Origin of the sequence: Frigoribacterium sp. ME-P-080 (genome assembly GCF_030209595.1) — a bacterium.
Classification (GTDB): Bacteria; Actinomycetota; Actinomycetes; order Actinomycetales; family Microbacteriaceae; genus Frigoribacterium.
On the sequence record NZ_JARVRR010000006.1, the window covers coordinates 18,314 to 44,364 of the forward strand.

Below are 26,051 nucleotides of genomic sequence, written 5' to 3' on the forward strand. Positions count from 1 at the left end.
ACTCAGTCGTCTTCGAGGATGCTGTCGGGCTGGATGTCGATCCGCGCGCCCGTGAGCTTCGCGGCGAGGCGGGCGTTCTGGCCCTCCTTGCCGATGGCGAGCGACAGCTGGTAGTCGGGGACGAGCGCCCGGACGGCCTTGGTGGACGCGTCGATCACGAAGGCCGACGACACCTTGGCCGGCGACAGGGCGCTGGCGACGAAGGTGGGGAGGTCGCTCGAGTAGTCGACGATGTCGATCTTCTCGTCGTTGAGTTCGGTGGTGACGGCGCGGACGCGCTGCCCCATCTCGCCGATGCAGGCGCCCTTGGCGTTGACGCCGGGCTCGGTCGCACGGACGGCCATCTTGGTGCGGTGGCCGGCCTCGCGGGCCAGGGAGACGATCTCGACGACGCCGCTGGCGATCTCGGGCACCTCGAGGGCGAAGAGCTTGCGCACGAGCGACGGGTGGGTGCGCGAGACCGTGATCTGCGGCCCCTTGGTGCCCTTGCTGACGCCCGTGACGTACACGCGGATGCGCGAGCCGTGGGCGTACTTCTCACCCGGCACCTGCTCCTCGGGCGGGAGGATCGCCTCGACGGTGCCGAGGTCGACGTGGATCATGCGGGGGTTGGGCCCCTGCTGGATCACGCCCGCGACGATGTCGCCCTCGCGGCCCTTGAACTGGCCGAGCACCTTGTCGTCGCCGATGTCGCGCAGGCGCTGGTTGATGACCTGCTTGGCCGCGAAGGCCGCGATGCGGCCGAAGTCGCTGGGGCTGTCGACGGACTCGCCCACGACCTCGCCCTCGTCGTCGCGTTCGATGGCGAAGACCGAGACGTGCCCGGTCTTGCGGTCGAGTTCGACGCGAGCGACCGGGATGCGGCTCTCGGGCTGGTTCGTGTGCTTGAGGTAGGCCGTGAGGATGGCCTGCTCGATGATGCGCACGAGTTCGTCGAAGGGGATTTCACGCTCGCGCTCCATGAGACGCAGCACGCTCAGGTCGATGTCCACTGAGGGCCTCCACTATTCAGATCTGCAGGCTGCACGCACGATGGCGCGCGCAGCATCCCCCTACGGTACCCGAGAGCGGGGTGGACGGCGGACCGTCCGCGAGCCCGGCACCGCGCCTCCTCGGGGTCGTCACGACCGGGACGAGGAGGCGCGGTGCCGGCGCTCAGGACGCTCGCGGAGCCGTGAGGGTCGCGACGGCCTCGGCCACGGGGACCGGCGTGCGCTCGCCCGTGCGGCGGTCCCAGAGCTCGACGACGCCCTCGCCGGCCGAACGGCCGACGACGACGATCTGCGGCACGCCGAGGAGTTCGGCGTCGCCGAACTTGACGCCGGGCGAGACCTTGGGTCGGTCGTCGTAGAGGACGTCGAGACGGTGGGCCTCGAGGTCGGCGGTGAGTTTCTCGGCGACCTCGTAGACCACGGGGTCCTTGCCCGTGGCCACGACGTGGACGTCGAAGGGGGCGACGTTGGCCGGCCAGATCAGACCCTTGGCGTCGTTGTTCGCCTCGGCGATCACCGCGAGGATGCGCGTGACGCCGATGCCGTACGAGCCCATCGTGACCGTGACCTGCTTGCCGTTCTCGTCGAGCACCTTGAGGCCGAGCGCCTCGGCGTACTTGCGGCCGAGCTGGAAGACGTGACCGATCTCCATGCCGCGGGCGGTCTCGATGGGGCCGGAACCGTCGGGCGCGGGGTCGCCCTCGCGGACCTGCGCGGCCTCGATGGTGCCGTCCGCGGTGAAGTCGCGGCCCATGACGAGGTCGGCGACGTGCACGCCCTTCTCGTTCGCCCCGGTGACCCAGGCCGAGCCCTCGACCACGCGCGGGTCGACGAAGTAGCGGATGCCCGAGTCGGACTCGCCGCCGAGCACCTGGGGGCCGAGGTAGCCGCGGACCAGCACGGGGTTCTTCGCGAAGTCGGCGTCGCCGGCGGCCTCGACCTCGGCCGGGGCGAAGGCGACCTCGAGCCGCTTCATGTCGACCTCACGGTCACCCGGCAGGCCGACCACGACGAGCTCACGGCGTCCGTCGAGGTGGCTGAGTGCGACGACGACGTTCTTGAGCGTGTCGGCGGCCGTCCAGGGCCCGGAGTCGCGGGACTCGTCGGCGTTGAGCTGGGCGACCAGCGAGTCGATGGTCGGCGTGTCGGCCGGGGCCAGGCGTCGGGAGGGGGCCAGGCCCTCGAGCGGGACCGTGTCGGGGACGATCGTCGTGAAGGCCTCGACGTTGGCGGTGTAGCCGCCCGCCGAGCGGACGAAGGTGTCCTCGCCGATGGTGGTGGGGTGCAGGAACTCCTCGCTGCGCGAACCACCCATGGCCCCGGCATCCGCCTTGACGATGACGTACTCGAGGCCGAGCCGCGTGAAGATGCGCTCGTAGGCGTCGCGCTGCTTCTGGTAGCTGTCGTCCAGACCGGCGTCGGACGCGTCGAAAGAGTAGGCGTCCTTCATGGTGAACTCGCGGCCGCGCAGCAGGCCGGCCCGGGGTCGAGCCTCGTCGCGGTACTTGTCCTGGATCTGGAACAGGGTCAGCGGGAGGTCCTTGTAGGACGAGTAGAGGTCCTTCACCAAGAGGGTGAAAGCTTCCTCGTGCGTGGGGGCCAGGAGGTAGTCGGCGTCCTTCCTGTCCTTGAGGCGGAACATGCCGTCGCCGTACTCGGTCCACCGCCCGGTGGCCTCGTAGGGCTCGCGAGGCAGCAAGGCGGGGAAGTGCACCTCTTGGGCGCCGGCGGCCTGCATCTCGTCACGGATGACCGCCTCGATCTTCGCCTTGACGCGCAGGCCGAGCGGCAGCCAGGCGAAGACCCCCGGTGCCTGACGGCGGATGTACCCGGCACGGACGAGCAGCCGGTGGCTGGTCACCTCGGCGTCGGAGGGGTCTTCTCGGAGGGTGCGGACGAAGAGCTGGGAGAGACGTGTGGACACCCGTCCAGCTTAGGGGCGTGCCCGGGTCACCACGGCTTGCCGTCGTAGTCACCCGGGTTCTGCTCGTAGTAGCGGTCGCGGTCGGTGTCCTGCTGTTGCTGCTGCTGGCTCTGTTCGCCCTGCTGCTGCAGCTGGTCGAGCGGGTCGTCGGACTCGGCCTGCCCCTCGCCCTCGCCGGGCTCGTCTCCCCCGGCGCCGGGATCGCTGCCGTCGTCCCCTCCGGGCTGCTGCTCGTCGCCCTCGCCCCCCTGGGCCTGCTGCCCCTTCTCGTCGAGGCGCTGCTGGGCGTCGTCGAGCGGCTGGGAGGTGTCGGGCTGCCGGGGGTCCTCCGGCGGCTGGAAGCACCCCTCGGGAGCCTCGTCGACGGTCTTCGCCCCGAGTTCGTACAGCGCCTCGGCGTCGGCGTAGCGCAGTTCAAGCAGGGCGGCATCGCCCTGGGCCTCGATCGTGAGCACCAGGTTGACCCGGATGACGCACGAGATCGTGGCGTCGTCGGGGGCGAGGTCGAGTGCCGTGACGAACTCCTGACGCGCGACGTCGAGCACGCCGATCTGGGCGTAGGCGGTCCCCCGGTCGAAGTGGTGCACCCAGGGCTCGACCACGTTGGCGACGCCGAGGGGTTCGGACCAGGAGGCGCTGCGCTCGAACTCCCTGTCGCCGTACGACCACTGCGTCAGGGCGGCGAAGGCGGGCAGGCTGAGCAGCTTCAGGGCCACGAGCAGCACCACGAGCACGACCGGGGCCGACCAGAGCAGCAGCCGACGCCGGAGGCGTCTCCGGTACTGCTCGACGTCGGGTCCGGCCTCGGCCTCGTGGGCGCGGCTGATCTCGTCGACGGGCGGAGGGACGAGGGTGTCGGTCACGGGCGGACTCCCCTGTCGGGTCGCGAGGCGTCGAGTCCCGACGGTGCACCGCGTCCTCGACCGCGTCCGGCGCGGACGGGCCGTGGTGGACGGACCTCGCCCAGTGCCCTCGCCACGAGTGCGACGTCGAGGAGCAGCAAGAGGAACAAGGGGATCGCGGCGATCCAGTAGAGGTCGATCAGGCTGTCGGCCCGCCCCTCGTCGGAGGCGACGGCACCGTCGCGAGCGTCCGCGACCGCAGCGTCGACGGATGTGTCGGCCGTGCGGTGCACGTACGGCACGCCGAGCTGATCGGCGATGCGCCGCAGGGCGTCCTCGTCGATCGTCGAGACGGCATCGGGATCGCCGGGCTGTGTGCGGTCCTGGATGTACTCCTTCGACGAGTACTCGTCGCCGTAGCCGTCGAAGACGCGCATCTTGCCTCCCCGCTCGGTGCCGTAGCCGAAGACGGCACCGCCGTCGACGTCGCCGGCGGATGCCGCGAAGCTCTCGGGCTCGGTGCCGCTGGTCTGCTCGCCGTCGCCGAGGTAGTAGACGACGTTGGCCCGTTCGGGCGCACTCTGCCGGGCCTCGGACAGCCGCTCGGCCAGCAGGTCGTTCGCCTCGCTGACGGAACTGCCGCTCGAGTAGTAGGTCACCTCTTGGTTCATGGCGTCCGCCGCGGCGACCACGGCGGAAGCGTCGTCGGTCAGCGGCGTCCGCAGGACGGCGGTGCTGTCGAAGGACAGCAGCGAGAACCGGGCTCCCGCCAGCTGCGAGGTGACCTCGGCGATGTCGGCCCGCACCCCGTCGAGTCGACGCCGACCGTCGCCCCAGTCCTCCGCCGCGATGCTCGACGTCGTGTCGACCACGAAGAAGACGTTGAGCTGGGCGACCGACGCCTGCGCCGACCCGCCCGGCAGGCTCGGACGCACGGCGACGACGAGGAGCAGGGCGACGATGACCAGACGTCGCACCCAGGTGAGAAGGGCCCGTCGTCGGCCCCGCTCGGCCACCACGCGCCAGCCCGTGAACCCGAACAGGGCGACGGCGGCCACGGCGAGGAGCCACCAGGGCAGGACGGGCTGGAACACCAGCGCCCGGGCGATCACAGGCGCACCCGCCAGAGCAAGACGAGCCCGCCCATCGCTACGAGCAAGGCGGCGATCGCCAGGGCCTGCGGGTGGTCGGTCACCACGAGCCGTCGGGCACCGGTGAAGAGCCCCGCCTCGCGGGCGTCGATCTCGTCGACGATCTGCGGCACGGTCGTCGAGTCGTCGAGGGCGTAGTAGCCACCGTCGGTCGACTCGGCCGCGGTGCGCAGTTCGGTGGCGACCTGGTCGGCCACGGCGTCCGTGGCGTGGTCGGCGGGGTTCACCGCGTACACGCGGACGTCGCGCTCGGTCGCCAGGTCGGCCGCCTCGGTGAGCGTGAGCAGGGCCTTGCCGTTGACGTAGTTGTCGGTGGCGAGCACGACCGACTTGGGCCGCGTGCTGTCGTCGTCGCCGAACCCGAGGACGCACGACGCCAGACCGTCGCCGATCAGCGACGCACCGTCACCGAGGTCGGTGCCCGTCCAGTAGCGGGTCCCGTTCTCGCCCATGGTGTCGAACGAGTCGCGGTACCGGTCGAGTTGCGTGCGCACGAAGTCGTAGTCGTCGGTGAGCGGGAACGCCTGCACGGCCGAGCTGTCGAAGAGGTACAGCCCCACGCGTTCGCCGTCGAGCCCCTGCGAGAGGGTCGAGAACGTGTCGACGATCTGCGAGTCGACCTCGGTCATCGAACCCGACACGTCGAGACAGAGCATGATGTCGCGTTTGTACGACTGGGGCTCGACGACGTCGGTGCTCGAGACGCGGGCCGCGAGCAGGACGCTGATGCCGGTCAGCGCCACCATGGCGACGAGCACGACCGCGAGGGCGGCACGGTAGCGCCGGACGACGCGCTGGTACGCGGGCAGCGCGGTCAGCCGCTCGCCGTGCGCGACCGGGACGCCGAGGCGACGGAGGCGCGCTCTGTCGCGGCGCCTCCACCGCACGTAGAGCCATGCCGCGACCGCCACGACCGCCAGTGCGACCAACGGGACCCACCAGAAGATCAGCCCCATGACGACACCAGGTCCCTCGCGGTGGCGACGGCACGGGCCGGGTCGCCGGGCGCTTCGAGCCGGAAGGCCGGCGGGTAGTACTGCTCGACCGCACCGACGAGCCGGGGCAGGTTCGACTCGCGGAGGTCGGCGAGGGTCATCACGTGGGTGTCGACCCCGTTCGTCTCGTGCGCGAAGAACCGCAGGAGCAGGCTGAGCCGGGAGTGCACGCCACGGTCGTTCAGCCGCCCCGAGGACGCGGCCGTCTCGACCTCGTCGATCAGGGCGAGGTACTTCGCCTTGGTGTCGGCGAGGGCGACCGGTCGGGAGGCCGCGCGGGCCGCCCGCTGGGCCGGAGGGAGGCGGCGAGCCGAGAAACGGATCACGAAGACGTACCAGGCGGCCACGAGCGCCAGTCCGACCAGGCCGAGCACAAGCCAGAGCACCCAGAGCGGGTACTGGTAGGGCCCGAAGAAGTCGTCAGCGCCCGACACGACGGTGCTTCTCGATCAGGGTGAACAGCCCGGGAACGACCTCGGCCTGGCTGCCGAGCCGTTGGCTGCTGATGCCGAGGGCCAGGAGCTCGCGTTCGGTGTCGCCGACGCGCCGCAGGGAGGAGTCGTCGAACTCTCGGCGGAGTTGCGCGTTCTCGCGCAGGTACGCCGGCAGTCCGGCCATCTCACGGACGTCGAAGACCTCGCCCGCCCGGCCCGCGCGCGTCATCAGGTCGGCGTCGCCGATCGTGAGCCACACGACCTCGTGCTGCGCGCGCAGACGCCGGAGCAACCGGGTGATGCGATCGTCGATCGCCAAGTCGTCGGTGACCACGAGCAACATGGAGCGCCGCCGGATGCCCCGCGCGACCCACTCGAGCACGGCCGCGAGGTCGCTCGTCGGGGCGTCGAGGTCGACGCGTCGGTCGACCTGCCGCAGGAGGGTCTCGAGGTGGGCTTCGGTCGCGCCCGCCGGGTGCGCGCGTGTGCCCGACGAATCACCCGCCACCAGTGACACGACGTCCCCGTGCTTGGCGGCGATGTAGGCGAGGGCGCCGGCCGCCATCAGGGCGATGTCTTTCTTCGATTCGCCGCTCGTGGCCGTCGCGGCCATGTTGCGACCGGTGTCCATCACGAGGACGAGGTTCTGCCGACGGCTCGCGATGTACCGCTTGACCAGCGGCTCGCCGTGACGGGCCGTGGCCTTCCAGTCGATGTCTTTCACCTCGTCGCCCGGGACGTAGGCCCGGAGGTCGTCGAAGTCGTGGCTGCGCCCGTGGTGCACCGAGGCGTAGCCGCCCTCGAGCAGGTCGATCGTGCGTCGGTGGGCGAACAGCCCCATCTTCGTCCTGACGCGCAGCAACAGGCTGGCCACCGGCGTCAGGGGGTCTGGACGGCGCCGAACACGGCGTCGATGATCGTCTCGGGCGCGACCTCGTCGGCCGTGGCCTCGTAGTTGAGGATCATGCGGTGTCGCAGCACGGAGTGGCGCAGGTGCTTGACGTCTTCGGGGATGACGTAGTCGCGCCCGTGCAGCAGGGCGAGGGCACGGGCCGCCTGCATGAAGGCGATGCTGGCCCGGGGGCTGGCCCCGAACTCGACGTAGTCGGCGAGGGTCGCCGGGATGTACTGCTGCGGGTGCCGCGTGACGTAGATGAGCTGCACGATGTAGTTGACGATCGACGCGTCGACGTAGACGCGCTTGGCCAGGTCTTGCAGGTAGACGACGTCGGCCAGGCCGACGCCCGTGGACGGTGCGGCGGCCTCGTCGTAGACGCCGCTCTCGATGCGCCGGATGATCTCGGCCTCCTCGGCGGGGGTCGGGTAGTCGAGGATCTCTTTCAACAGGAAGCGGTCGAGCTGCGCCTCGGGCAGTTGGTAGGTGCCCTCTTGCTCGATCGGGTTCTGGGTGGCCAGGACGAGGAAGGGCGACGGCAGTCGGTAGACCGTGCCCCCGATGGTCGTCTGTCGCTCTTGCATCGCCTCGAGCATGGCGCTCTGGGTCTTGGCGCTCGACCGGTTGATCTCGTCGAGCAGGACGAAGTTCGAGTGGACCGGCCCGAGCTGGGTGACGAAGGTCGATTTCTGGGCGTCGTAGATCTGGGTGCCCGTGATGTCGCTCGGCAGGAGGTCGGGCGTGCACTGGATGCGCCGGAAGCTCGCGTCGATCGACTGCGCGATGGTCTGTGCCGCGGTCGTCTTGGCCAACCCCGGGACGCTCTCGAGCAGGACGTGCCCGCCGGTGATCAGGGCGACGAGCAGGGTGTCGCGGAGTGCGGTCTGACCCACGACCTTGCGGCCGAACGCCTGCGACACCGCCCCGACGATCTGCCGAGCCCGCTCGAGCTCGGCGGGCGTCACGGGGGCCGGAGCCGGCGGCGGGGTCGGGCTGGCGGTGGCGGTGTCGGTCACGCGCCCCACTGTAAACCAGTCCCCCGACAGCTCCCGTGCCCCCGGGCACCGCGCCTCATCGCCGGAGCGCGCGCCTCGCCAGCCAGTTGCCCAGGAACTGGACGAGCTGCACCAGCACGATGATCAGCAGCACCGCGGCCCAGGTCACGACCGGGTCGAACTGCCGGTAGCCGTAGAGCAGGGCGAAGTTGCCGAGCCCGCCGCCGCCGATGTAGCCGGCCACCGCCGACATGTCGACCAGCGCGACGAAGATGAACGTGTAGCCGAGGACGAGCGGTCCGAGCGCCTCCGGCAGCAGCACCGTTCCGATGATGCGGGCCGGGCCGGCCCCCGCCGCCCGTGCGGCCTCGATGACGCCCGGCTGCACGGTGAGCAGGTTCTGTTCCACGATGCGCGAGATGGCGAACGACGCGGCGAGCGACAGGGTGAAGATGATGGCCGGGTTGCCGCTGCCCGACCCGATGACGAACCTCGCCAACGGCTGGGCCGCGGCCAGGAAGATGATGAACGGGATCGGTCGGAACACGTTGACGACCACGTTCAGCACGCCGTAGACGACGCGGTTCGCGAAGAGGGCTCCGCCCCGCGTCAGGTAGAGCGCCAAGCCGAGCAGGAGTCCGCCGATGCCGCCGAAGAGGAGGGTCAGGGCGACGATGTAGACGGTCTCGACGGCCGCCTGCCACAGCATCGGCTGCAGTTCGATCAGGGAGTCCATCAGCGTCCTTCCGTGGGTCGGACCGACGTCGTCGGCGAGGTGGGCAGTTCGGTCGCGTCGTCGCCCAGCTCGGCGACGGCCGCTCGGACGGCCGCGTCGTCGCCGGTCACGGCGAGGGTCAGGGTGCCGAACGTGCGTCCCTGGATGTCGTTCACGCCGCCGAAGACGATCTCGAACGACAGGCCGTGACGCGCGAGCAGCGCGAAGACGTCGCGCTGGTCGACGCCACCCTCGGCGATGCGCACCGACACCAGGACGCCGGGGTGGCGGGCCCGCAGCGCATCGAGTTCGTCACCGTGCGGCGTGCCCGCGATGACCGTCGAGACGAACCGTTTGGTCGACGCCTGCTTCGGGTCGGAGAACACCTCGAAGGTGGGGCCTGTCTCGACGACGCGGCCGGAGTCCATCACGGCCACCCGGTCGGCGATCGACTTGATGACGTCCATCTCGTGGGTGATCACGACGATGGTGATGCCGAGCTCGGCGTTGACGCGTTTGAGCAGGGCGAGCACCTCGCTGGTCGTCTCGGGGTCGAGGGCGCTCGTCGCCTCGTCGGCGAGCAGGATGCGGGGATTCGTCGCGAGCGCGCGGGCGATGCCGACGCGCTGCTTCTGACCACCCGAGAGCTGGTCCGGCCGCGCGTGGGCCTTGTCGCCGAGGCCGACGAAGTGCAGCAGGTCGCTGATCCGCCGCTGGTGCTCGTCCCTGGGTACCCCCGCCGCCTTGAGCGGGAACTCGACGTTGCCCCAGACCGTCTTCGACGAGAACAGGTTGAACTGCTGGAAGATCATGCCGATGCCGGCCCGGACCGAGCGCAGTTCGCGCTCACGGAGGCCGGTGATCTCGCGGCCGTCGACGCGGATGCTCCCGTTCGTCGTGGGCTCGAGGGCGTTGACGAGGCGGACGAGGGTGCTCTTCCCCGCGCCCGAGTAGCCGATGATGCCGAAGATCTCGCCCTCGGCGATCTCGAGGCTGACGCCGTCGACCGCGGTCAGCGGTGCGGCGCCCTTCTCACGGGGCGGGTACGTCTTGACGACGTCGGTCAGGGTGATGGCGGGCACGCGTTCTCCTCGGCACGGGCGGAGGCCCGGACCGCGAGCGGATGCTGCGCGCGGTCCGGGCCGGGGTGGCGACCTGGTGGGTCAGCCGTTCTGTTCGACGAGCTTCTCGGTCTCGGTCAGCGACTTCTCGAGGTCGCTCGCGGGGATCTTCGTGATGATCGCCGTGCCACCCGAGTTGTCGACGACGCCGTCGGTGACGGCCTTGGTGTCCTGGTAGATCTGGACGAGCTTCTGGTAGGTGGCGTCGTCCTTGTCTTCCGCCCGGGCGGCGAAGACGTTGGCGTAGGGCACCGACGAGGGGTCGTTGGGGTCGTCCTGGGCGATGACGTCGTCGGTCGACAGACCGGCCTTCGTCGCGAAGTCGTTGTTGATGATCGCACCGGCGTAGTCGGGCAGTGACGTGGCGGCGAGGTCGGCGCTCACCGTCGCGACCTTCACCTTCGACTTCGACTCGTCGACGTCGTTGACGCCCGAGAAGATCGTCCCGCCGTCCTTCAGCGAGACCAGGCCGTTCGACTGCAGGACGAGCAGGGCGCGGGCCAGGTTGCTCGAGTCGTCGGGGATCGCGATGGTGTCACCCTCCTGGAAGTCGCTCAGCTCGGTGTACTTCGACGAGTACAGGGGCAGGGGGTAGATCGCCGTCGAACCGATCGGCACGATGTCGTTGCCGGATGCCACGTCGTACTGCGCGAGGTAGACGATGTGCTGGAACTGGTTCAGGTCGATCTCGCCGTCGGCGAGGGCGGGGTTGGGCTGCTCGTAGTCCGAGTAGTCCACGAGGTCGACCGTGATGCCCTCGTCGGCCGCGGCCTGCACGAAGTCGGCCCAGTACGGGTCGCTCGCGCCCACGACGCCGATGCGGACGGTCTCGTCGTCGCCACCGCCACGGGTGACTCCGATCGCGATGCCGACGGCGGCGAGCACGACGACGACCGCGACGATGACGGCGATCAGACGACCGGGGCCCTTCTTGGGGGCGTCGATCAGGGGGGCGCTGCTGGTCATGGGTTCCTCTCGGGGCGCTGCGGGAGCACCGCTCGGGGGTGGGCCGGGGCCGTCACGGTGCGTCGTCCATGCTGGCGGACGCCCCGGGGCGCGTCACATCGGGGCGTCACACGACGACACACGGCCCCGTCGGCCCGGCCGCGGACGCGACCACACGAAGGAGGCGCGGTGCGAGAGATCTCGCACCGCGCCTCCTGACGGGGGTCGCGTCGCCCCCGGGGGGGACCCGATCAGACGGTGACGACCTCGGGCGAGCCCAGCTCGCCGGGGGGCATCTCGGCGGCGAGACGGTTCGCCTCGTCGATGAGGGTCTGGACGATCTCGGACTCGGGAACGGTCTTGATGACCTCGCCCTTGACGAAGATCTGACCCTTGCCGTTGCCCGAGGCGACGCCGAGGTCGGCCTCGCGGGCCTCGCCAGGACCGTTGACGACACAACCCATGACGGCGACGCGCAGCGGGACGGTCATGCCCTCGAGCCCGTCGGTGACGTCGTTGGCCAGCTTGTAGACGTCGACCTGGGCGCGACCGCAGCTCGGGCAGCTGACGATCTCGAGCTTGCGCTCGCGCAGGTTGAGCGACTGCAGGATCTGCAGGCCGACCTTGACCTCTTGGGCGGGCGGGGCACTGAGGCTGACGCGGATGGTGTCGCCGATGCCCTCGCTCAGCAGGATGCCGAAGGCCGTGGCCGACTTGATCGTGCCCTGGAACTCGGGCCCGGCCTCGGTCACGCCGAGGTGCAGGGGCCAGTCGCCGCGTTCGGCGAGCTGGCGGTACGCCTTGACCATGACGATCGGGTCGTTGTGCTTGACCGAGATCTTGAAGTCGTGGAAGTCGTGCTCCTCGAAGAGCGAGGCCTCCCACACGGCGGACTCGACGAGCGCCTCGGGGGTGGCCTTGCCGTACTTCTGCAGGATGCTGGGCTCGAGCGAGCCGGCGTTGACGCCGATGCGGATCGAGACGCCGGCGGCCTTCGCCGCGGCGGCGATCTTGCCGACCTGGTCGTCGAACTTGCGGATGTTGCCGGGGTTGACCCGGACCGCCGCGCACCCGGCGTCGATCGCCTGGTAGACGTAGTTGGGCTGGAAGTGGATGTCGGCGATGACCGGGATCTGGCTCTTCTTCGCGATGATCGGAAGGGCCTCGGCGTCGTCACGGCTCGGCACGGCGACGCGCACGATGTCGCAGCCGCTGGCCGTGAGCTCGGCGATCTGCTGCAGGGTGGCGTTGATGTTGGGGGTCGGAGTCGTGGTCATCGACTGCACGCTGACGGGGGCGTCGCCACCCACGAGCACCTTGCCGACCTTGATCTGCCGCGTCTTGCGGCGCGGGGCGAGGACTTCGGGGACCTTCGGCATTCCGAGATTGACTGCTGGCACGGAGTCATCGTAAACCTCGGCGCTGGACGCCGAGTGACGGACGCGTGACCGGTGCGTCACGGGTCGCTCGCGACCGGACGTCAGCCGAAGATGTCGATCGGGTTCACGATGTCGGCGTAGGTGAGCAGGACGGTCATGCCGCCGAGCAGGATCACGATGGCGAAGGTCACGGGGATGGCCTTGGCCGTGTCGACCGGGCCCGGGTCGGGCCGGCGGAGGAGCTTGGCGAAGCCGCGGCGGATCGCCTCGATCAGGGCCCCGGCCACGTGACCGCCGTCGAGCGGCATCAGCGGCACCAGGTTGAACACGAAGAGGGCGACGTTGAGGCTCGCGAGCAGCCCGACGAGGGTGCTGATGCGGTCGACCACCGGGATCGTGTCGAGGCTGGCGATCTCGCCCGCCATGCGACCGACGCCGACGACGCTGACCGGTCCGTTCGGGTCGCGCTCGGCCCCGCCGAAGGCGGCCTGGGCCACCCCGACCAGTCGCTGCGGCAGGGTGACGATGACACCGACGACGTGCGAGATGTTGTCGCCGACCGCCGGCAGCACGGCCGTCACGGGCTCGCGCACCTTCTCGTAGGCGAACCCGATGCCGACGAAACCGACCTCCTGCGTCTGCGAGCTGCCGTCGGGGTTCGTCGCCACGGCCCCGCTCGACGTCGTCACGTAGCGCTCGGACAGGGCCGGAGTCACCTGGAGCGTGCGCTCCGTGCCGTCGCGGTCGACCACGACGTCGAGGGTGTCGCCGGGAGAACGCTGCAGGATGCCCGTGATCTGGTCGCCGTCGGTCACGGTCGTCCCGTCGATCGACACGATGCGGTCGCCGTTCAGCATGCCCGCGGCGTAGGCCGGGGCCTCGGGCGCGTCCGAGGGGCAGCTCGTCTCGGTGGAGCCGGCGGGCAGGACGCAGGTGCTGACGCTGCCGACCGTCGTGCTCGCCTGCTGGACGCCGAAGCCGCAGAGCAGCACCGCGAACAGGGCGATCGCGATGAGCAGGTTCATGAACGGGCCGCCGAGCATGATGATGACGCGCTTGTACACGGGCAGGCGGTAGAAGGTGCGCGACTCGTCGCCCTCGTCGACGGTCTCGGCGCTGGCCGTCCGTGCGTCCTGCACGAGGGTGTTGAAGAAGCCGGTGCTCGACTGGCGCGCGCCTCCCCCGGTCCTTCCCGGGGGGAACATGCCCGACATCGAGATGTAGCCGCCGAGCGGCAGGGCCTTGACGCCGTACTCGGTCTCGCCCTTCTTGCGCGAGAAGACGGTCGGCCCGAAGCCGATCATGTACTGGCCGACCTTCACGCCGAACTTCTTCGCCGGCACGAGGTGGCCCACCTCGTGCAGGGCGATCGACACGGCCAACCCGACGACCATGACCAGGACGCCGAGCACGAAGAGGAGGATCGTCTGCACCGGGCAAGGGTAGCCGCCCGTGCCCGGACGTCCACCGCGCCGGGGCCATGACGACGCTGGGAGCCCCGAACTGGGGCGGCGGGCTCAGCGGATCGGCATTGCGGGCGCTCAACGGGCCGGCAGCGCGGCGGGCTCAGCCGGCCAGGAGCGCGGCGGGCTCAGCGGGCCAGCAGTGCGTCCGCCTCGGCACGGGCCCAGCGTTCGGCCTCGAGCACGCCCTCGAGGCTGCTCTCGCCCGCGGTGTGCCGGTCGACGACGGCCTCGACCACGTCGAGGATGTCGAGGTACCCGACGCGTCCCGCGTGGAACGCCAGGACGGCCTGCTCGTTGGCCGCGTTGAAGACGGCCGGGTACGTCCCCCCCGCGCGCCCGACCTGCTTGGCGAGTCGCACGGCCGGGAAGGCCTGTTCGTCGAGGGGCTCGAACGTCCAGGTGGAGGCGCGGGTCCAGTCGAGCGGGACCCCCACGCCCGCGACGCGGTCCGGCCAGGCGAGCCCGAGCGAGATCGGGAGGCGCATGTCGGGAGGCGAGGCCTGGGCGATGGTCGAGCCGTCGACGAACTCGACCATCGAGTGGACGATCGACTGCGGGTGCACCGTGACGTCGATGTGGTCGTAGTCGACGTCGAAGAGCAGGTGCGCCTCGATCACCTCGAGCCCCTTGTTGACGAGGGTCGACGAGTTCGTCGTCACCACCAGGCCCATGTCCCAGGTGGGGTGCGCGAGCGCTTCGCGCGGGGTGACGTCGGCCAGCGATTCCCGTGTGCGACCGCGGAACGGCCCACCCGACGCCGTCAGGACGAGCCGACGCACCTCGCGGTCGGAGCCCGACCGCAGCGCCTGCGCGATCGCCGAGTGCTCGGAGTCGACCGGCACGATCTGGCCGGGGGCGGCGCGCTTCGTCACGAGATCGCCTCCGACGATCAGGCTCTCCTTGTTGGCCAGGGCGAGCGACGCCCCCGAGTCGAGGGCGGCGAGGGTCGGCGCGAGGCCGACCGAGCCCGTGATGCCGTTCAGGACGACGTCGGCCCGGACGTCGCGGACGAGCTGCACCGACTCGTCGGTGCCGAGCGCCGTGTGCTCGACTCCGAACTCGGCGGCCTGCGCGGCCACGCCCTCGCGGTCGGAACCGGCGGAGAGGCCGACGACCTCGAAGAGGTCGGGGTGGGCCCGGACGACGTCGAGGGCCTGGACCCCGATCGAACCGGTGGAGCCGAGGATCGTGATGCGACGCATGGGATCAGCCTAGGGCGAGCGTCGTCGGGGCCGCCCACCGCCGCGAGGCGAGCCGTGGTCGGACGGACCGGGGGCTAGGCGACGGAGAGGATGTCGATGACGAAGACGAGCGTGTCGGTGCCCCCGATGCCGGCCGACGGTTGACCGGCCTCGCCGTAGCCCTCGGCGGGCGGGATGATCACCACGACCTGCGAGCCGACCGTCTGACCGATCATGGCCTTGGCGAACCCGGGCACGACCTGGTCGGTCGAGAACGGTGTCGGCGTTCCCTTGCCCCAACTCTGGTCGAAGACCTCGCCGGTGGTCCAGTTCACGCCCTGGTACTGGACGGTGACGTTCGCGGGGTCGGGGACGACGGGGCCGTCGCCCTTCTTCAGGACCTCGATCTGCAGGTCGGACGGCGGTTCGGTGCCGGGCGGGATCGTCACGGTGGGCCGACCGTCGTCGGCGAGCTCGACCGTCGGGAAACCGTCCTTCGGGGGCTGGGCCTCGCCCGTCGCCTTGGTCGGCACGATCGAGACGACGTCCGCGACGATCACCACGGGCGTGGGTGCGGCCGCCTGCTCCCCCGCGGTCGCGGTCGTCATGTCGGCCGCCGAGGCGACGGTCACCGTGCGGCTGCCCGAGGGCACGCAGGCGATCGCGTCGACGATGCCCGGCACGTAGTAGTCGGTGCTCACCGTGAGCTGCGTGGGCTGCTGGCCCTCGTCGAAACCGGCCGAGGTGACCTCGGCCCCGGTGGTCGCGTCGTAGACCGCGATGCGGACGTTGGCCACGGCGCCCTGCCCGGCGACCTCGCCGCTGCCCTCGACCAGGGTGGTGCGCTGGGTCGACGGGACCTCGAGCGGGGTGTCGAAGACGACCTCGGGCTTGCTCTCGACCTCGCCCGTGACGTCGACGCCGTCGGACAGCGCCCCCGACGTCGGCGCCTTGCAGTCGCCGGTCGCGCCGCTCGCCGTGGGAGACGGCTGGTCGGAACCACCCGTACAACCGCTCAGCACGAGGGCGACGAGCGGAACGGCCGCCACGGCGGCGAACCGTCCACGGCGGACACGGGCGGACGGACGAGGAGGCGCGGTGCGGATCATCGGGGAGTCGTCTCGGGGGTCGGCGGCGACGGTCGACTAGGAGACGGCGAGGATGTCGATGACGAAGACGAGCGTGTCGGTGCCCGAGATGCCGGCCTGCGGGGCGCCGGCCTCGCCGTAACCGTCGGCCGGCGGGATGACGACGACGGTCTGCGATCCGACGGTCTGCCCGACCATGCCGTCCGCGAAGCCGGTGATGACCTGGTCGGTCGAGAAGGTGGCCGGTGCACCGCGCGACCAGCTCTCGTCGAAGATCTCGCCGGTGTTCCAGATGACGCCCTGGTACTGGACGGTGACGGTGTCACCGGCCTGGACCGTGGCTCCGTCGCCCTTGATCAGGGTCTCGACACCGAGTTCGGTCGGAGCGTCCGCGTCGGGGACGGTCACCGTCGGGCGGCCGTCGGCGTCGAGCTCGACCGTCGGGAACCCGTCCTGCGGGGCCTGGGGCTCGCCGGAGGCGCGCAACGGGACGTCGGAGGTCGCCTGCGACGAGCTGCTCGGCGTCGCCGCATCGGAGGACCCGCCGGCGTCACCGGCACAGGCCGCGAGCGACAGGAGGAGGGCGGGGACGGCCAGGAGGGCGAGGGAACGGCGCATGGGGATCTCTCGGTCGGGGTGACGGGGGTCGTGCCGTGGGGCTCGGCGCGGCGGAGGTGCCGTGCCATTCTGCCTCACGCCGGGTCGGCTTCTCTGGACACCGCCACGACGGTGGGCTCGTGACCGACCGGGAAGGCGACCGACGCGGCGATGAAGCACTTGCGGCTCGCCTCGGCGTGCAGCTCGAGGGCGCGCTCGACCATGTCGTCGTCGGCGACGGTCACCCGGGGCCGCAGGGTCACCGAGGTGAAGCGACCACCGCCGTCGTGCGTCTGGGTCATCCGTCCCACGGCGGCGTCCTCGTACGCGACCACGACCACCCCGGCGGCCGCGGCGACGTGCAGGTAGCTGAGCAGGTGGCACTGCGCCAGTGCGGCGAGCAGCAGCTCCTCGGGGTTCCAGCGGTCCGCGTCACCGTGGAAGGTGCGGTCGGCGGACGCCAGGACGTCGTGCTGCTTGCCGGTGGCGACGATCGTGGCGTCGCGGCCGTACGAACGGTACGAGGTCGTGCCCTCGCCCCGGTCGCCCGTCCAACGGACGTCGACGGCGTAGTCGTGGTCGAGCATGCTGCCTCCCTCTCGGGCCCCTCGTCGGTGCGACGTGGTCGCGTGGCGGGCCTCGGTACACTCCCCATCATGACCGACCCCCGCCCCGCCGCGCCCTCCCGTCACCCCCTGACCGCCTCGGCCAGCGTCGAGCTGGCCGTGCTCGAGCGCTCGGGTTGGGACGAGAGCCGTCACCTCGGAGCCGGTGTCGTCGTGGACGCCGACGGACGCGAACTGCGTCGGATCGGGGACGCCGACGCGACCATCTACCCGCGCTCGTGCCTCAAGCCGTTGCAAGCGCTCACGGTGCTGCGGTCGGGGGTCTCCCTCGACGGTCCCCAGGCGGTGCTGGCCACGGCGAGCCACGCGGGCACGCCGGCCCACCTCGAGGTGGTCGAGGCGTTGCTCGGCCGGTCGGGCAGCACCGAGGACGACCTCCTCTGCCCGCCGGACTGGCCCGGTGACCGGGCCAGCGCCCGCGAGGCCACCGCGCCGCGCCGGCTCGCGATGAACTGCTCGGGCAAGCACGCCGCGTTCCTCCTCGCCTGTGCCGAGAACGACTGGGACCCGTCCCGCTACGTCGCCACCGACCACCCCCTGCAGGCCGCGGTGCGCGCGACGGTCGCCGAGTTCACCGGCGAGGCCGCTGACCACTCCGGCGTCGACGGCTGCGGTGCCCCGGTGATCGCGACCACCGTGGTCGGCCTGGCCCGGGCGATCGCGCGCATCACCGGGTCGGTCGGCGCGACCGGGCCGGGACGCGACGGCCACGCCGCGCATCTCGTCGAGGCCGTCCTGGGCGACGCCTGGGCGATCGACGGCCCCGGTCGAGCCAACACGGTGACGATCGACGAGCTGGGCGTGCTGGCCAAGCTCGGCGCCGAGGGCGTCATGGTGATGGGCACGACCGACGGCGTCGCGGTGGCCGTGAAGGTGCTCGACGGGAACGTGAGGGCCGGCACCCTGGTCGCGCTGCGCCTCCTGGTCGACGAGGGGGCCGTCGACGCCGCCGCCGCCGCTCGCGTCGTCGAGCGCACGCTCGAGAAGGTCACCGGCGGTGACGGCCTGGTGGGCCGCATCCGCCTGGGCAGCGGGGTCGACCGCTAGGCGCACCGCGCGACGTCGTCGAGCACCGACACGAAGGCGACCCGCAGGCTCTGTCGGCACGGCCGGCCGTCCTTGAGGGTGACCGTCGCTCCTCCGTCCTGACCGATCACGACGACGGTGTCGACCGGGGGTGGCTCGGCCTCGGGCCGGGCCCCGCCCGAGGTCGGCGCCCGGACCACCACGCAGTCGATCGCCGCGGCCGCGTCGACCGACGATGCCCCTGCGGCCCGGAGCTGACGGCGGAGGCCCGACGCCACGGCCTCGGCCACCACGGGTGGACCGACGACCCTCACGGCCGACGAGAGGGGCACGCACAGCGGAGCCTCGTCGAGGGTGGCCGCCTCGGCCCGGAGGCGTGCCAGACGTTCGGCGACCGGGTCGCCCGGCTCGAGGTCGTCCTCGGGACGCCCCTCGAGGACGAGCCCGCTGGAGGCGCGACCCACCCCGAGCACCAGCACCCGGGTCGGACGACGTGCGACGTCGCACTCGTCGAGCCGATCGGCCGTCGGGTACCAGTCGGCCAGCTCACGCGACCGCACCGCCCGGAGGCGCGCGACGACCTCGTCGACGTCGTCGAGGGCGGCCAGGAACCTCGACCGTTCGCGCCGTGCCGTGAGCGTCGCCCCGACGACACGGTCGACGGCCCAGCCGACGAGGACCGCGAGAGCCGTCGCGAGCGAGAGCCCGAGGACGGCAGGCGGCGCGGTCCACGGGACGAGAGCACCGCACGCGGACACGACGGCACCCGTCGACATCGCCGCCACGGGCGTCGCCGTCGGGCGGGGTCTGGCCGGCCCGGACGGCAGCCGGACGCGGGACGGCAGGACCGGTGACGCCGCGGTGGTCGAGGAGTTCATGACTCCAGTGGAGCGGAGCACCGGCCGCGGCGGGTACCGGGTGGTCGGGTCGGGGGAAGGACCGACCACCCTGCCGCGTGGGGAGGAGCCGTGGGTCAGACCACGACGAAGAACTGCTCGCCGATCTCGACCCGGGTGCCACGCGTCACGCGGACGCGGACTCCGGGATCGGCACGGCGGGGCGGGAGGTCACGAGGACGGACGACCGTCCCGTTGCCGGACCACCGGTCGCTGACCCAGAGGGCTCCGGCCTCCTGACCGAACTCCAGATGCGTCTTCGACACGGACTTGCCGGGATCGACGATGCGGACGAGCTGGTCGAAGCGCTCCCCCGGCTGGGGCGTCGGTGCACGGCCGACGAGGCCGGTCCCGTCGACCGTGATGCTCTCACCGGTGCTGAACTGCAGCACGTACTCGGTTCCGAGTGCACCACGACGGACGATCCGGGTCTCGTCGACGTCGGCGTCGTCGGGCAGGTCCACGGGCACCCGACGCGGGCGCCAGGACGGAGCCGACGACGACGTGGGAGCAGGGGGGAGGTCGGCGACGCTCGGCGTCGGAGTCGCCGCCGGTCGTTCGGCGCGGAAGCCCGGGACGTGGTCGATCGGTTCGGGTGCCGGGCGTGGCGTGGCGTCCTGCCGGTCGTCGGCCTCGTCTCGGACGGGTACGTCGTCGCCGGAGCCCGGGCCGTCCGGAGAGGTCCCGGCGTCGTCGGAGCCCGATCCGGCGCCCTCACGGTCCTGTGTGGCGGGACGACGGCGGAGGACGGACTCGCCGTCGGGTCGCCACTCGGGCGGGAGCGGGACGACCGGGCCCGTGAACGACAAGGCGACCGACTGCACGACCGCACCGCATTCACCGCAGAAGATGTCGTCCTCGTCGATGGGTGCGCCACAGTGCGTGCACCGTTCGGGAACGACGGCGGAGCCCGGTTCGACGAGCGGTACGGGGTCCACGAGCGGTGCGGGCCCGACGAGCGGTACGGGCTCGGGGCGGTCGGAGTCGGGGAGAGCGGGCCGGGACCCGCTCGGGACGGGCGGGCGGAGGTCACGGCCGAGGGCGGCCACCGGGGCGGTGTCGCCGTCCCGCGGCCCGTCGGCCGTCGGCCGCACGAGAGGCGGCGGGCCCGCAGGAGGCGCGACCAGGTCGCCGGGGACGACCTCGGAGGCGGAGTCGGACGAGGGAGCGGACTCGTCCCGCATCACCGTCGCCTCGGGGTCGGTCGCGCCCTCGGTGTGGTCGTTCTCGACCGGCCGGGTTCCGTCAGGGGCGGTGGACGTCTCGACCTCGCCTGACCGGACCTCGCCGTCGTCGTCTCGACGTCCGTGGGACGCCTCGGCGGAGGGGGGTTCGACGGCGGCCACCACGTCGGGAGAGGACTCGTCCGATGCGAGAGGCGTCAACGACGCCGTCCAGAGCGGGGCGGACGAGGGGCGGGGCCCGTTGTCGGGGTGCTCGGAGGGCACTCGGAGCGGTGTCGGCGATCCGACCGTCTCGGGTGCCGTCGTCGCGAGGGCCCCGACCGGGCCGTCGGGGACGGCGGGGACGGCGGGGACGCCGGAGACGGCGGGGTTGCCGGGGTCAGGGGTCCTCGGGGACTCGGCCCGCGCCTCCTCGGAGGCCGTCGGGCGGTCGTCCTCGCCCGTGGACACGACGGTTCGATCGTCGACCGGCCACACCGGGGGCTCGGGAGCCGACGCGGGCACTTCGGACCGCGCGTGATCGACACGGGTCGGCTCGACCTCGACCTCGGGCACGCCGGTGTCGGCCTGACGGTCGCGCACCCACCACGGGGGTTGCGCATCGCTGCGGCGGGGGTGCGAGGTCGCACGCGGAGGAGCCTCGGGCAGGTCGGGTGCACTGGTGGCGTCGACGTGCTCGGCGGCGGCGTCCGCCCGACGGCGGGCGGCCGCGAGGTCTGCGCTCGAGACCGCCCGACCGCACTCGCCGCAGAACATCGCGCCGACGGGCAGGGGGCTGGCACAGGTGGGGCAGTACATCAGTCGTTCCTCTGTCGCTCGGGAGGGGTGCGCCCATGGTAACCACGCAAAGATCGGAGCGAGACCGCCGCGGCGAACCGCTGCCGCCTCGTGAGCCCGACGCCGAGGGCGTGTCTCATCTCGGCGACGGCCGTCCAGACGCGGTCGGCGTCGGACTCCGCGGGCGGGTTCGGCGAGAACACCGCACGGTCCGCCACCCGGGCGAGCACGGCGGGACGCGAGCCACCGACGACGGCGGCGACCTCGCTCCGGGTCGCCGCGGGCGGGGTGCGGATGCCGTGGTCGACCACGGCGTCCTGGAACTCGTGCCAGCCGCCGCTGATGCGGTCGGAGGGACTCGTCGCCGTCCGGCGGCGACGACGCCGCTGCGCCTTGAGGACCACGACCGTCACGAACGGGGCCGCGAGCAGACCGGCGACGAGGGCGCTCCAGCCGACGACCCGCACGACCGCCAGGACAATGGCCAACCAGGCCGGAGGGGTCTCGGGATCGTCCTGCTCGGACTGCGGCGGCGTCTGGTCGTCCCGCATCTGAGGATCCTGGGGTGGGGGCTGGACGACGGACTCGGGCCGGGAGATCTGCGTCGGGTCCTGTACCTGGTCCTCGGGGATGGGACGTTCAGCCGGGTTCGGGTCGAGCGCCACCCAGCCGTACTGGGCGGTGTCGACCTCGATCCAGGCGGTCACGCTCGACCCCGTGACGTCGACGGGGCCCCCGTCCGTCTCGGGGGCGAATCCCATGACGACCCTCGCCGGGAACCCCAGCCGGTCGGCCATGAGCGCGGCGGCCGTCGCGTACTGCTCGGCGTCGCCGATCATGACGGGATCGGTGAAGAGCTGGGCGATGCGGTCCGCACCGTGCCCGGATCGGCTGACGGGTTCGTCGGCGGTGACGCCGTGGCTCACGTACCCGTCCTCGCGCAGGGCGCTCAGCGCTGCCCGGAGGCGCGCCCCGGGGCCCTGGACCCCGGCGACGTCCTCCTCGAGCGAGGAGGTGAGCTCGTCCGGCACGTCCCGCGGCGTCGGCACGGTGGCGGTCCCCGGTGTGAGCGCGTCGAGTTCGTCGTCGCCGGGCTGGCGGGGCTCGACCGCGTCCAGTCGGTACGAATCGCCCTGTCGCAGTCCGCCGAGGACGGCCGCCGTACCCGTGAAGTCGTTGTAGAAGAACGCGTCCCGCCGGGCATCCGCCGTGGGTCCGCCGAACGAGACGGACTCGAGTCGGCCGACGGTGGGGAGCCAGAGGTCGTCGTAGGCACCGATCGTGACGTCCACCGCGGTCGCCTGCCCGTCGACGCGGGATTGGTCGACGTCGGACGGCACGCGGGTGAAGAACCCGGAGGCGCTGTCGACCTCGCCGCTGCCGACGCTGTAGACGACACCGTCGTAGGTGTCGAGCGTCGCCACCCGCAGTCGCTGACCGTCGCGGAGGCCAGAGACCGTGAGGAGCGCCTGGTCGACGGTGGGCTCCTGTTCGTACGCACGGAAGCCGCTGAGCGGGCTGACGTGGTCCCGCGGATCGAACGGTTGCTCGACCACCGTGCGGGCCACGGTCCGCGCGGTGACCGGCGGGATCGCGGCGACGGCGACCGTGGCGGCCGTCCCTGCGACGGCCAGCGTGGCGAACGCGCCGACGACGGCACGGACGGCCACCGGGCGGTGCCCGGCAGACGTCGTGACAGCACGGGTGGTGAGGGCCCCGAGCGCGATGCGACGTCGACGGAGGCGCCACCAGACGACCCAGGCGACCACCGTCACCAACACGGCGAGACCGGTGACGCGGGGCCACCAGGCCTCGCCCGGACCGAGCACGATCGCCGCGATCCAGACGACGACGGGAACGACGACGGCGAGTTCTCCGCGTCGGCTGCGGAGCGCGACGGACAGGCCGACGACCGTGCCGACGAGGACCAGCGCGAAGACCGGCACCAGCAGGGCCTCGTAGCTGCCCACCGGCAAGGCGATGGTGACGAGCTGCTTCCAGCCGAGAGCGGTCGCCGAGACCAACGTCAGGAGGCCCCGACCCGTGGGCAGCACGCCGCCGAAGGCTTGCGACGGCACGGCGAGCGGCACCCCGAGCAACAGGTAAGCCACGATCGTCGCCGCGAACACCCACACGCTCGACAGCCGGAGGGCGGCCGTGCCCAGCGCGATGACCACGCCGACGGCGAAGGCGATGACGACGAGCACGACGAAGGCGGCGCTCTCGTACACCGGCCAGAAGGTCACGGTCGCGGCGCCGAGCGAGGCCGCGAACAACGCGACGACCCAGGCGACGAACGGGGCTCGCAGTCGTGACGGCCGCGCGCGGGACCGTGCGCGCGGAGGAGGCGCCGCGGGCCCCGCGGGCGTCCGGACCCCGTCGACGACGCTCATGCGCTCGCCGTTCGGGCGAGCGACTTCTGCAGGTCCTCGAGGAACCCGATGGTCAGCACGGTGAGGTCGGCGATGCGCCTCATGCCGGGGACCGTCTCGGGGTCGCACACGATCGCCACCGCCTCCACCCCCAGGGGGAACTGCAGGGCTGCGGCGCGCATCTCGGTGACCGTCGTCGTGGACCCGACGACGAGGAACGCCACCGAGATCCCCACGACCTGATCACCCGCCACCCGCGCGACGTCGGTGATGGCCAGCGCCGACTCCGCCGACGTGACGACCGCGAGTTCGTCGAGCAGGCGGTTCCGGGTCAGCGTGCTCAGGGAGCGGATCTCGAGGTTCTTCCGCTTGGCGAACTCGGGGGTGGTCTCGCCGACGACGACGCTGACCTCACGCGCGTCACGGATGGCGCGGGCACCGAGAGAACCCGCGACGCTGACGGCCAGTTCGAACTCGTCGTCGTTGGCGAAGTCACCGGCCGCGAGGCTCAGGGCGATGACCAGGTGGCTGCGCCGGCTCTCCTCGAACTGCCGCACCATGTAGGTGCCAGTCTTGGCGGTCGACTTCCAGTGGATGTTCCGTCGTTCGTCGCCCGGCTGGTACTCGCGCAGGGCGTGGAACGAGATGTCGCTGGGCGAGAGGTCACGCGTCGGGTTGCCCTCGAGGTCACGGATGAGACCCGTGCTCGTGCTCGGGATGCCGATGGTGCGAGGGTGCACGAACACCTCGGTGACGCCGGTCCACTCGATCTCGCGTCGGGCGAGGCCGACCGGGTCGCCTCGCACGGTGCTGACCGGACCCACGGCCACGACGCCGCGTCGCGTGGTGGGCAGGTCGAACGACTCGGCGACCTCGTCTCCCGATCGGAGGCTCGGCAGGCCGATCTCGGCGAGACCCGGACCGACGGGGACCTCGACGGACACTCCGAGGATGCGGCGGGCGCTCGCGTTGCGCACCCGCACGGTGCCGGCCGCCGGGGCGCCGACGGCCACGCGCTCGTGCGGGATCTCGAGCGTGATGCGGACGGTGTTCCGTCCGACGAGAGCGAGCCCTGCGACGAGCAGCAGGACGATCGCGGCGAAGCCGACCACCACGAGCTCGGTCCAGCCGAGCAGGTAGCCGACGAGCAGCCCGACCGGTGCGGCGACGAGCATCGACCACCCGAAGGGCGTGACCACCGAGGAGGCGCTGGTGAACGCCCGGCGGACGGAACGGCGAGCCCCACGCGTCGTCCTGACCAGCAGGACGAGCAGGTCCGCTCCGATGCCGGTACGGTCGCCGACGATCCGGGTCCGGGCGTTCGTCAGTCCTTGCGTTCCCGTCGAGAACGCGGAATCGAATCGCTGGTCGGCGCCGCGGGTGCCGACCCGCGGTCGTGTCCGGCCGGCGCGGGACCCGTCCACGGTCGACCCCGGCGCGGGCCGGGCGGCCCGGTCGGTGCCTCGAGGACGCTCGCTCACACGGCTACCCGCTCGGCGGGTGGCGCCGTCTCGATGAGCAGCTGGCTCACGACGCTGGACGGCGTGACCCCGTCGAACTCCGCTTCGGGGTCGAGCACGAGACGGTGGGCGAGCACGGGCTCGGCGAGCGACTTGACGTCGTCCGGGATCACGTAGTGACGACCGAGGGACGCCGCGTAGGTCTTGGCCGAACGGACGAGGGCCAGCGCACCGCGGACGCTCACACCGAGACGGACCTCCTGGGCCGTTCGCGTCCCGTCGACGAGCCGGGCGACGTAGTCACTGATGGTGGGCTCGACGTGCACGGTGCGGGCGAGTTGCGCCATCTCGGTGATGACCCCGGCCTGGACGATCGGGTTGAGGCTGCCCTCGTGGACCCTCGTGGCGGAGCCCTCGAGGATGCGGACGGTCGCCGCGTGATCGGGGTAGCCGATCGAGGTCTTCATGATGAACCGGTCGAGCTGGGCCTCGGGAAGACGGTAGGTGCCGGCCTGCTCGACCGGGTTCTGGGTGGCGATCACCATGAACGGCGAACCCACGGCGTGGCTGACGCCGTCCACGGTCACGCGGCTCTCTTCCATCACCTCGAGGAGGGCGGACTGCGTCTTGGGGCTGGCGCGGTTGATCTCGTCGGCGAGGACGATGTTGGAGAAGATCGGCCCGCGGTGGAACTCGAACCCACCGGCCTTCTGGTCGTAGATGCTGACGCCGGTGATGTCGCCGGGCAGGAGGTCGGGGGTGAACTGCACACGGTTGCTCGAGCCCTGGACGCTCTGGGCGATCGCGCGGGCGAGCGAGGTCTTGCCCGTGCCCGGGAAGTCCTCGAGCAGCAGATGCCCCTCGCTCAGCAGAGCCGTGAACGACAGTCGCACGACGAAGGTCTTGCCCAGCAGCACCTGGTCGACGTTGGCCACCAGTCGCCCGAAGATGTCGGAGAACCAGGTCGCCTGCTCGGGGGTCATGCTCATG

Annotated in this window: 23 protein-coding genes; 1 reads left to right on the forward strand and 22 read right to left on the reverse strand. The window is 71.6% G+C overall.

Annotated features, from left to right (window positions below; translation table 11 throughout):
- Nucleotides 1–2: 2 nt before the first annotated feature.
- From nusA to QRN23_RS11495, 17 genes are all read right to left on the reverse strand, one after another.
- Nucleotides 3–992: a transcription termination factor NusA gene (nusA, locus tag QRN23_RS11415; protein WP_056045823.1), complete on the reverse strand. Its 990-nt coding sequence runs from the start codon at nucleotides 990–992 to the stop codon at nucleotides 3–5.
- 163 nt (nucleotides 993–1,155) lie between these two features.
- Nucleotides 1,156–2,916 carry a proline--tRNA ligase gene (locus QRN23_RS11420; RefSeq protein ID WP_200412579.1) on the reverse strand — a complete coding sequence of 587 codons (1,761 nt, stop codon included), beginning with the start codon at nucleotides 2,914–2,916 and terminating at the stop codon, nucleotides 1,156–1,158.
- Between the two features lie 26 nt (nucleotides 2,917–2,942).
- A complete protein-coding gene (locus QRN23_RS11425; protein ID WP_285063597.1) occupies nucleotides 2,943–3,779 on the reverse strand; it encodes a hypothetical protein in 837 nt (278 codons plus the stop codon).
- A complete protein-coding gene (locus QRN23_RS11430; RefSeq protein ID WP_285063598.1) occupies nucleotides 3,776–4,870 on the reverse strand; it encodes a VWA domain-containing protein in 1,095 nt (364 codons plus the stop codon). Before QRN23_RS11430 ends, QRN23_RS11425 begins: the two co-directional genes overlap by 4 nt.
- Entirely contained in the window at nucleotides 4,867–5,865 is a 999-nt protein-coding gene (locus tag QRN23_RS11435; RefSeq protein ID WP_285063599.1) for a vWA domain-containing protein, read from the reverse strand. Before QRN23_RS11435 ends, QRN23_RS11430 begins: the two co-directional genes overlap by 4 nt.
- Nucleotides 5,856–6,338: a hypothetical protein gene (locus QRN23_RS11440; protein WP_123570222.1), complete on the reverse strand. Its 483-nt coding sequence runs from the start codon at nucleotides 6,336–6,338 to the stop codon at nucleotides 5,856–5,858. The genes QRN23_RS11435 and QRN23_RS11440 overlap by 10 nt, the downstream gene beginning before the upstream one ends.
- Complete coding sequence (locus QRN23_RS11445; RefSeq protein WP_192123398.1) at nucleotides 6,325–7,212, reverse strand: DUF58 domain-containing protein; 888 nt, start codon at nucleotides 7,210–7,212, stop codon at nucleotides 6,325–6,327. Before QRN23_RS11445 ends, QRN23_RS11440 begins: the two co-directional genes overlap by 14 nt.
- 5 nt (nucleotides 7,213–7,217) lie before the next feature.
- Nucleotides 7,218–8,249 carry an AAA family ATPase gene (locus QRN23_RS11450; RefSeq protein ID WP_082460258.1) on the reverse strand — a complete coding sequence of 344 codons (1,032 nt, stop codon included), beginning with the start codon at nucleotides 8,247–8,249 and terminating at the stop codon, nucleotides 7,218–7,220.
- A 55-nt stretch (nucleotides 8,250–8,304) separates the two neighbouring features.
- Nucleotides 8,305–8,964 (reverse strand): methionine ABC transporter permease, encoded by a 660-nt coding sequence (locus QRN23_RS11455; RefSeq protein ID WP_056045843.1) that lies wholly within the window; start codon nucleotides 8,962–8,964, stop codon nucleotides 8,305–8,307.
- Nucleotides 8,964–10,025 carry a methionine ABC transporter ATP-binding protein gene (locus tag QRN23_RS11460; RefSeq protein WP_285063600.1) on the reverse strand — a complete coding sequence of 354 codons (1,062 nt, stop codon included), beginning with the start codon at nucleotides 10,023–10,025 and terminating at the stop codon, nucleotides 8,964–8,966. Before QRN23_RS11460 ends, QRN23_RS11455 begins: the two co-directional genes overlap by 1 nt.
- Before the next feature lie 81 nt (nucleotides 10,026–10,106).
- Nucleotides 10,107–11,030, reverse strand: coding sequence for a MetQ/NlpA family ABC transporter substrate-binding protein (locus QRN23_RS11465; protein WP_056045848.1), 924 nt, complete (start codon nucleotides 11,028–11,030; stop codon nucleotides 10,107–10,109).
- 230 nt (nucleotides 11,031–11,260) lie between these two features.
- Nucleotides 11,261–12,409, reverse strand: coding sequence for a flavodoxin-dependent (E)-4-hydroxy-3-methylbut-2-enyl-diphosphate synthase (ispG, locus tag QRN23_RS11470; RefSeq protein WP_171007237.1), 1,149 nt, complete (start codon nucleotides 12,407–12,409; stop codon nucleotides 11,261–11,263).
- Between the two features lie 80 nt (nucleotides 12,410–12,489).
- The gene (locus QRN23_RS11475; protein ID WP_199736192.1) at nucleotides 12,490–13,821 is read right to left on the reverse strand and encodes a M50 family metallopeptidase; all 1,332 of its coding nucleotides are present in this window, start codon (nucleotides 13,819–13,821) and stop codon (nucleotides 12,490–12,492) included.
- Between the two features lie 158 nt (nucleotides 13,822–13,979).
- Nucleotides 13,980–15,056 (reverse strand): 1-deoxy-D-xylulose-5-phosphate reductoisomerase, encoded by a 1,077-nt coding sequence (dxr, locus tag QRN23_RS11480; RefSeq protein WP_123570223.1) that lies wholly within the window; start codon nucleotides 15,054–15,056, stop codon nucleotides 13,980–13,982.
- Between the two features lie 74 nt (nucleotides 15,057–15,130).
- Nucleotides 15,131–16,144 (reverse strand): FKBP-type peptidyl-prolyl cis-trans isomerase, encoded by a 1,014-nt coding sequence (locus tag QRN23_RS11485; RefSeq protein WP_192123393.1) that lies wholly within the window; start codon nucleotides 16,142–16,144, stop codon nucleotides 15,131–15,133.
- Nucleotides 16,145–16,180: 36 nt separating this feature from the next.
- Nucleotides 16,181–16,741 (reverse strand): FKBP-type peptidyl-prolyl cis-trans isomerase, encoded by a 561-nt coding sequence (locus tag QRN23_RS11490; protein ID WP_056045854.1) that lies wholly within the window; start codon nucleotides 16,739–16,741, stop codon nucleotides 16,181–16,183.
- A gap of 74 nt (nucleotides 16,742–16,815) precedes the next feature.
- Entirely contained in the window at nucleotides 16,816–17,307 is a 492-nt protein-coding gene (locus QRN23_RS11495; RefSeq protein ID WP_056045857.1) for an OsmC family protein, read from the reverse strand.
- 69 nt (nucleotides 17,308–17,376) lie between these two features.
- On the opposite strand from QRN23_RS11495, the gene QRN23_RS11500 reads away from it, so the two are divergent.
- A complete protein-coding gene (locus tag QRN23_RS11500) occupies nucleotides 17,377–18,393 on the forward strand; it encodes an asparaginase (protein WP_192123389.1) in 1,017 nt (338 codons plus the stop codon).
- Here QRN23_RS11500 and QRN23_RS11505 read toward each other — a convergent pair.
- The 5 genes from QRN23_RS11505 to QRN23_RS11525 all read right to left on the reverse strand — a co-directional run bounded on the left by QRN23_RS11505 (nucleotide 18,390) and on the right by QRN23_RS11525 (nucleotide 26,050).
- The gene (locus QRN23_RS11505) at nucleotides 18,390–19,250 is read right to left on the reverse strand and encodes a hypothetical protein (RefSeq protein WP_277959086.1); all 861 of its coding nucleotides are present in this window, start codon (nucleotides 19,248–19,250) and stop codon (nucleotides 18,390–18,392) included. The two genes, QRN23_RS11500 and QRN23_RS11505, sit on opposite strands and share 4 nt — an antisense overlap.
- A 95-nt stretch (nucleotides 19,251–19,345) precedes the next feature.
- Nucleotides 19,346–21,250, reverse strand: coding sequence for a zinc-ribbon domain-containing protein (locus QRN23_RS11510; protein ID WP_285063601.1), 1,905 nt, complete (start codon nucleotides 21,248–21,250; stop codon nucleotides 19,346–19,348).
- On the reverse strand, nucleotides 21,250–23,622 hold the full coding sequence (locus tag QRN23_RS11515) for a transglutaminaseTgpA domain-containing protein (RefSeq protein ID WP_285063602.1): 2,373 nt from the start codon (nucleotides 23,620–23,622) through the stop codon (nucleotides 21,250–21,252). The genes QRN23_RS11510 and QRN23_RS11515 overlap by 1 nt, the downstream gene beginning before the upstream one ends.
- The gene (locus QRN23_RS11520) at nucleotides 23,619–25,025 is read right to left on the reverse strand and encodes a DUF58 domain-containing protein (protein ID WP_173150992.1); all 1,407 of its coding nucleotides are present in this window, start codon (nucleotides 25,023–25,025) and stop codon (nucleotides 23,619–23,621) included. The genes QRN23_RS11515 and QRN23_RS11520 overlap by 4 nt, the downstream gene beginning before the upstream one ends.
- Nucleotides 25,026–25,078: 53 nt before the next feature.
- Nucleotides 25,079–26,050 carry an AAA family ATPase gene (locus QRN23_RS11525; RefSeq protein ID WP_200412587.1) on the reverse strand — a complete coding sequence of 324 codons (972 nt, stop codon included), beginning with the start codon at nucleotides 26,048–26,050 and terminating at the stop codon, nucleotides 25,079–25,081.
- Nucleotide 26,051: the final 1 nt, after the last annotated feature.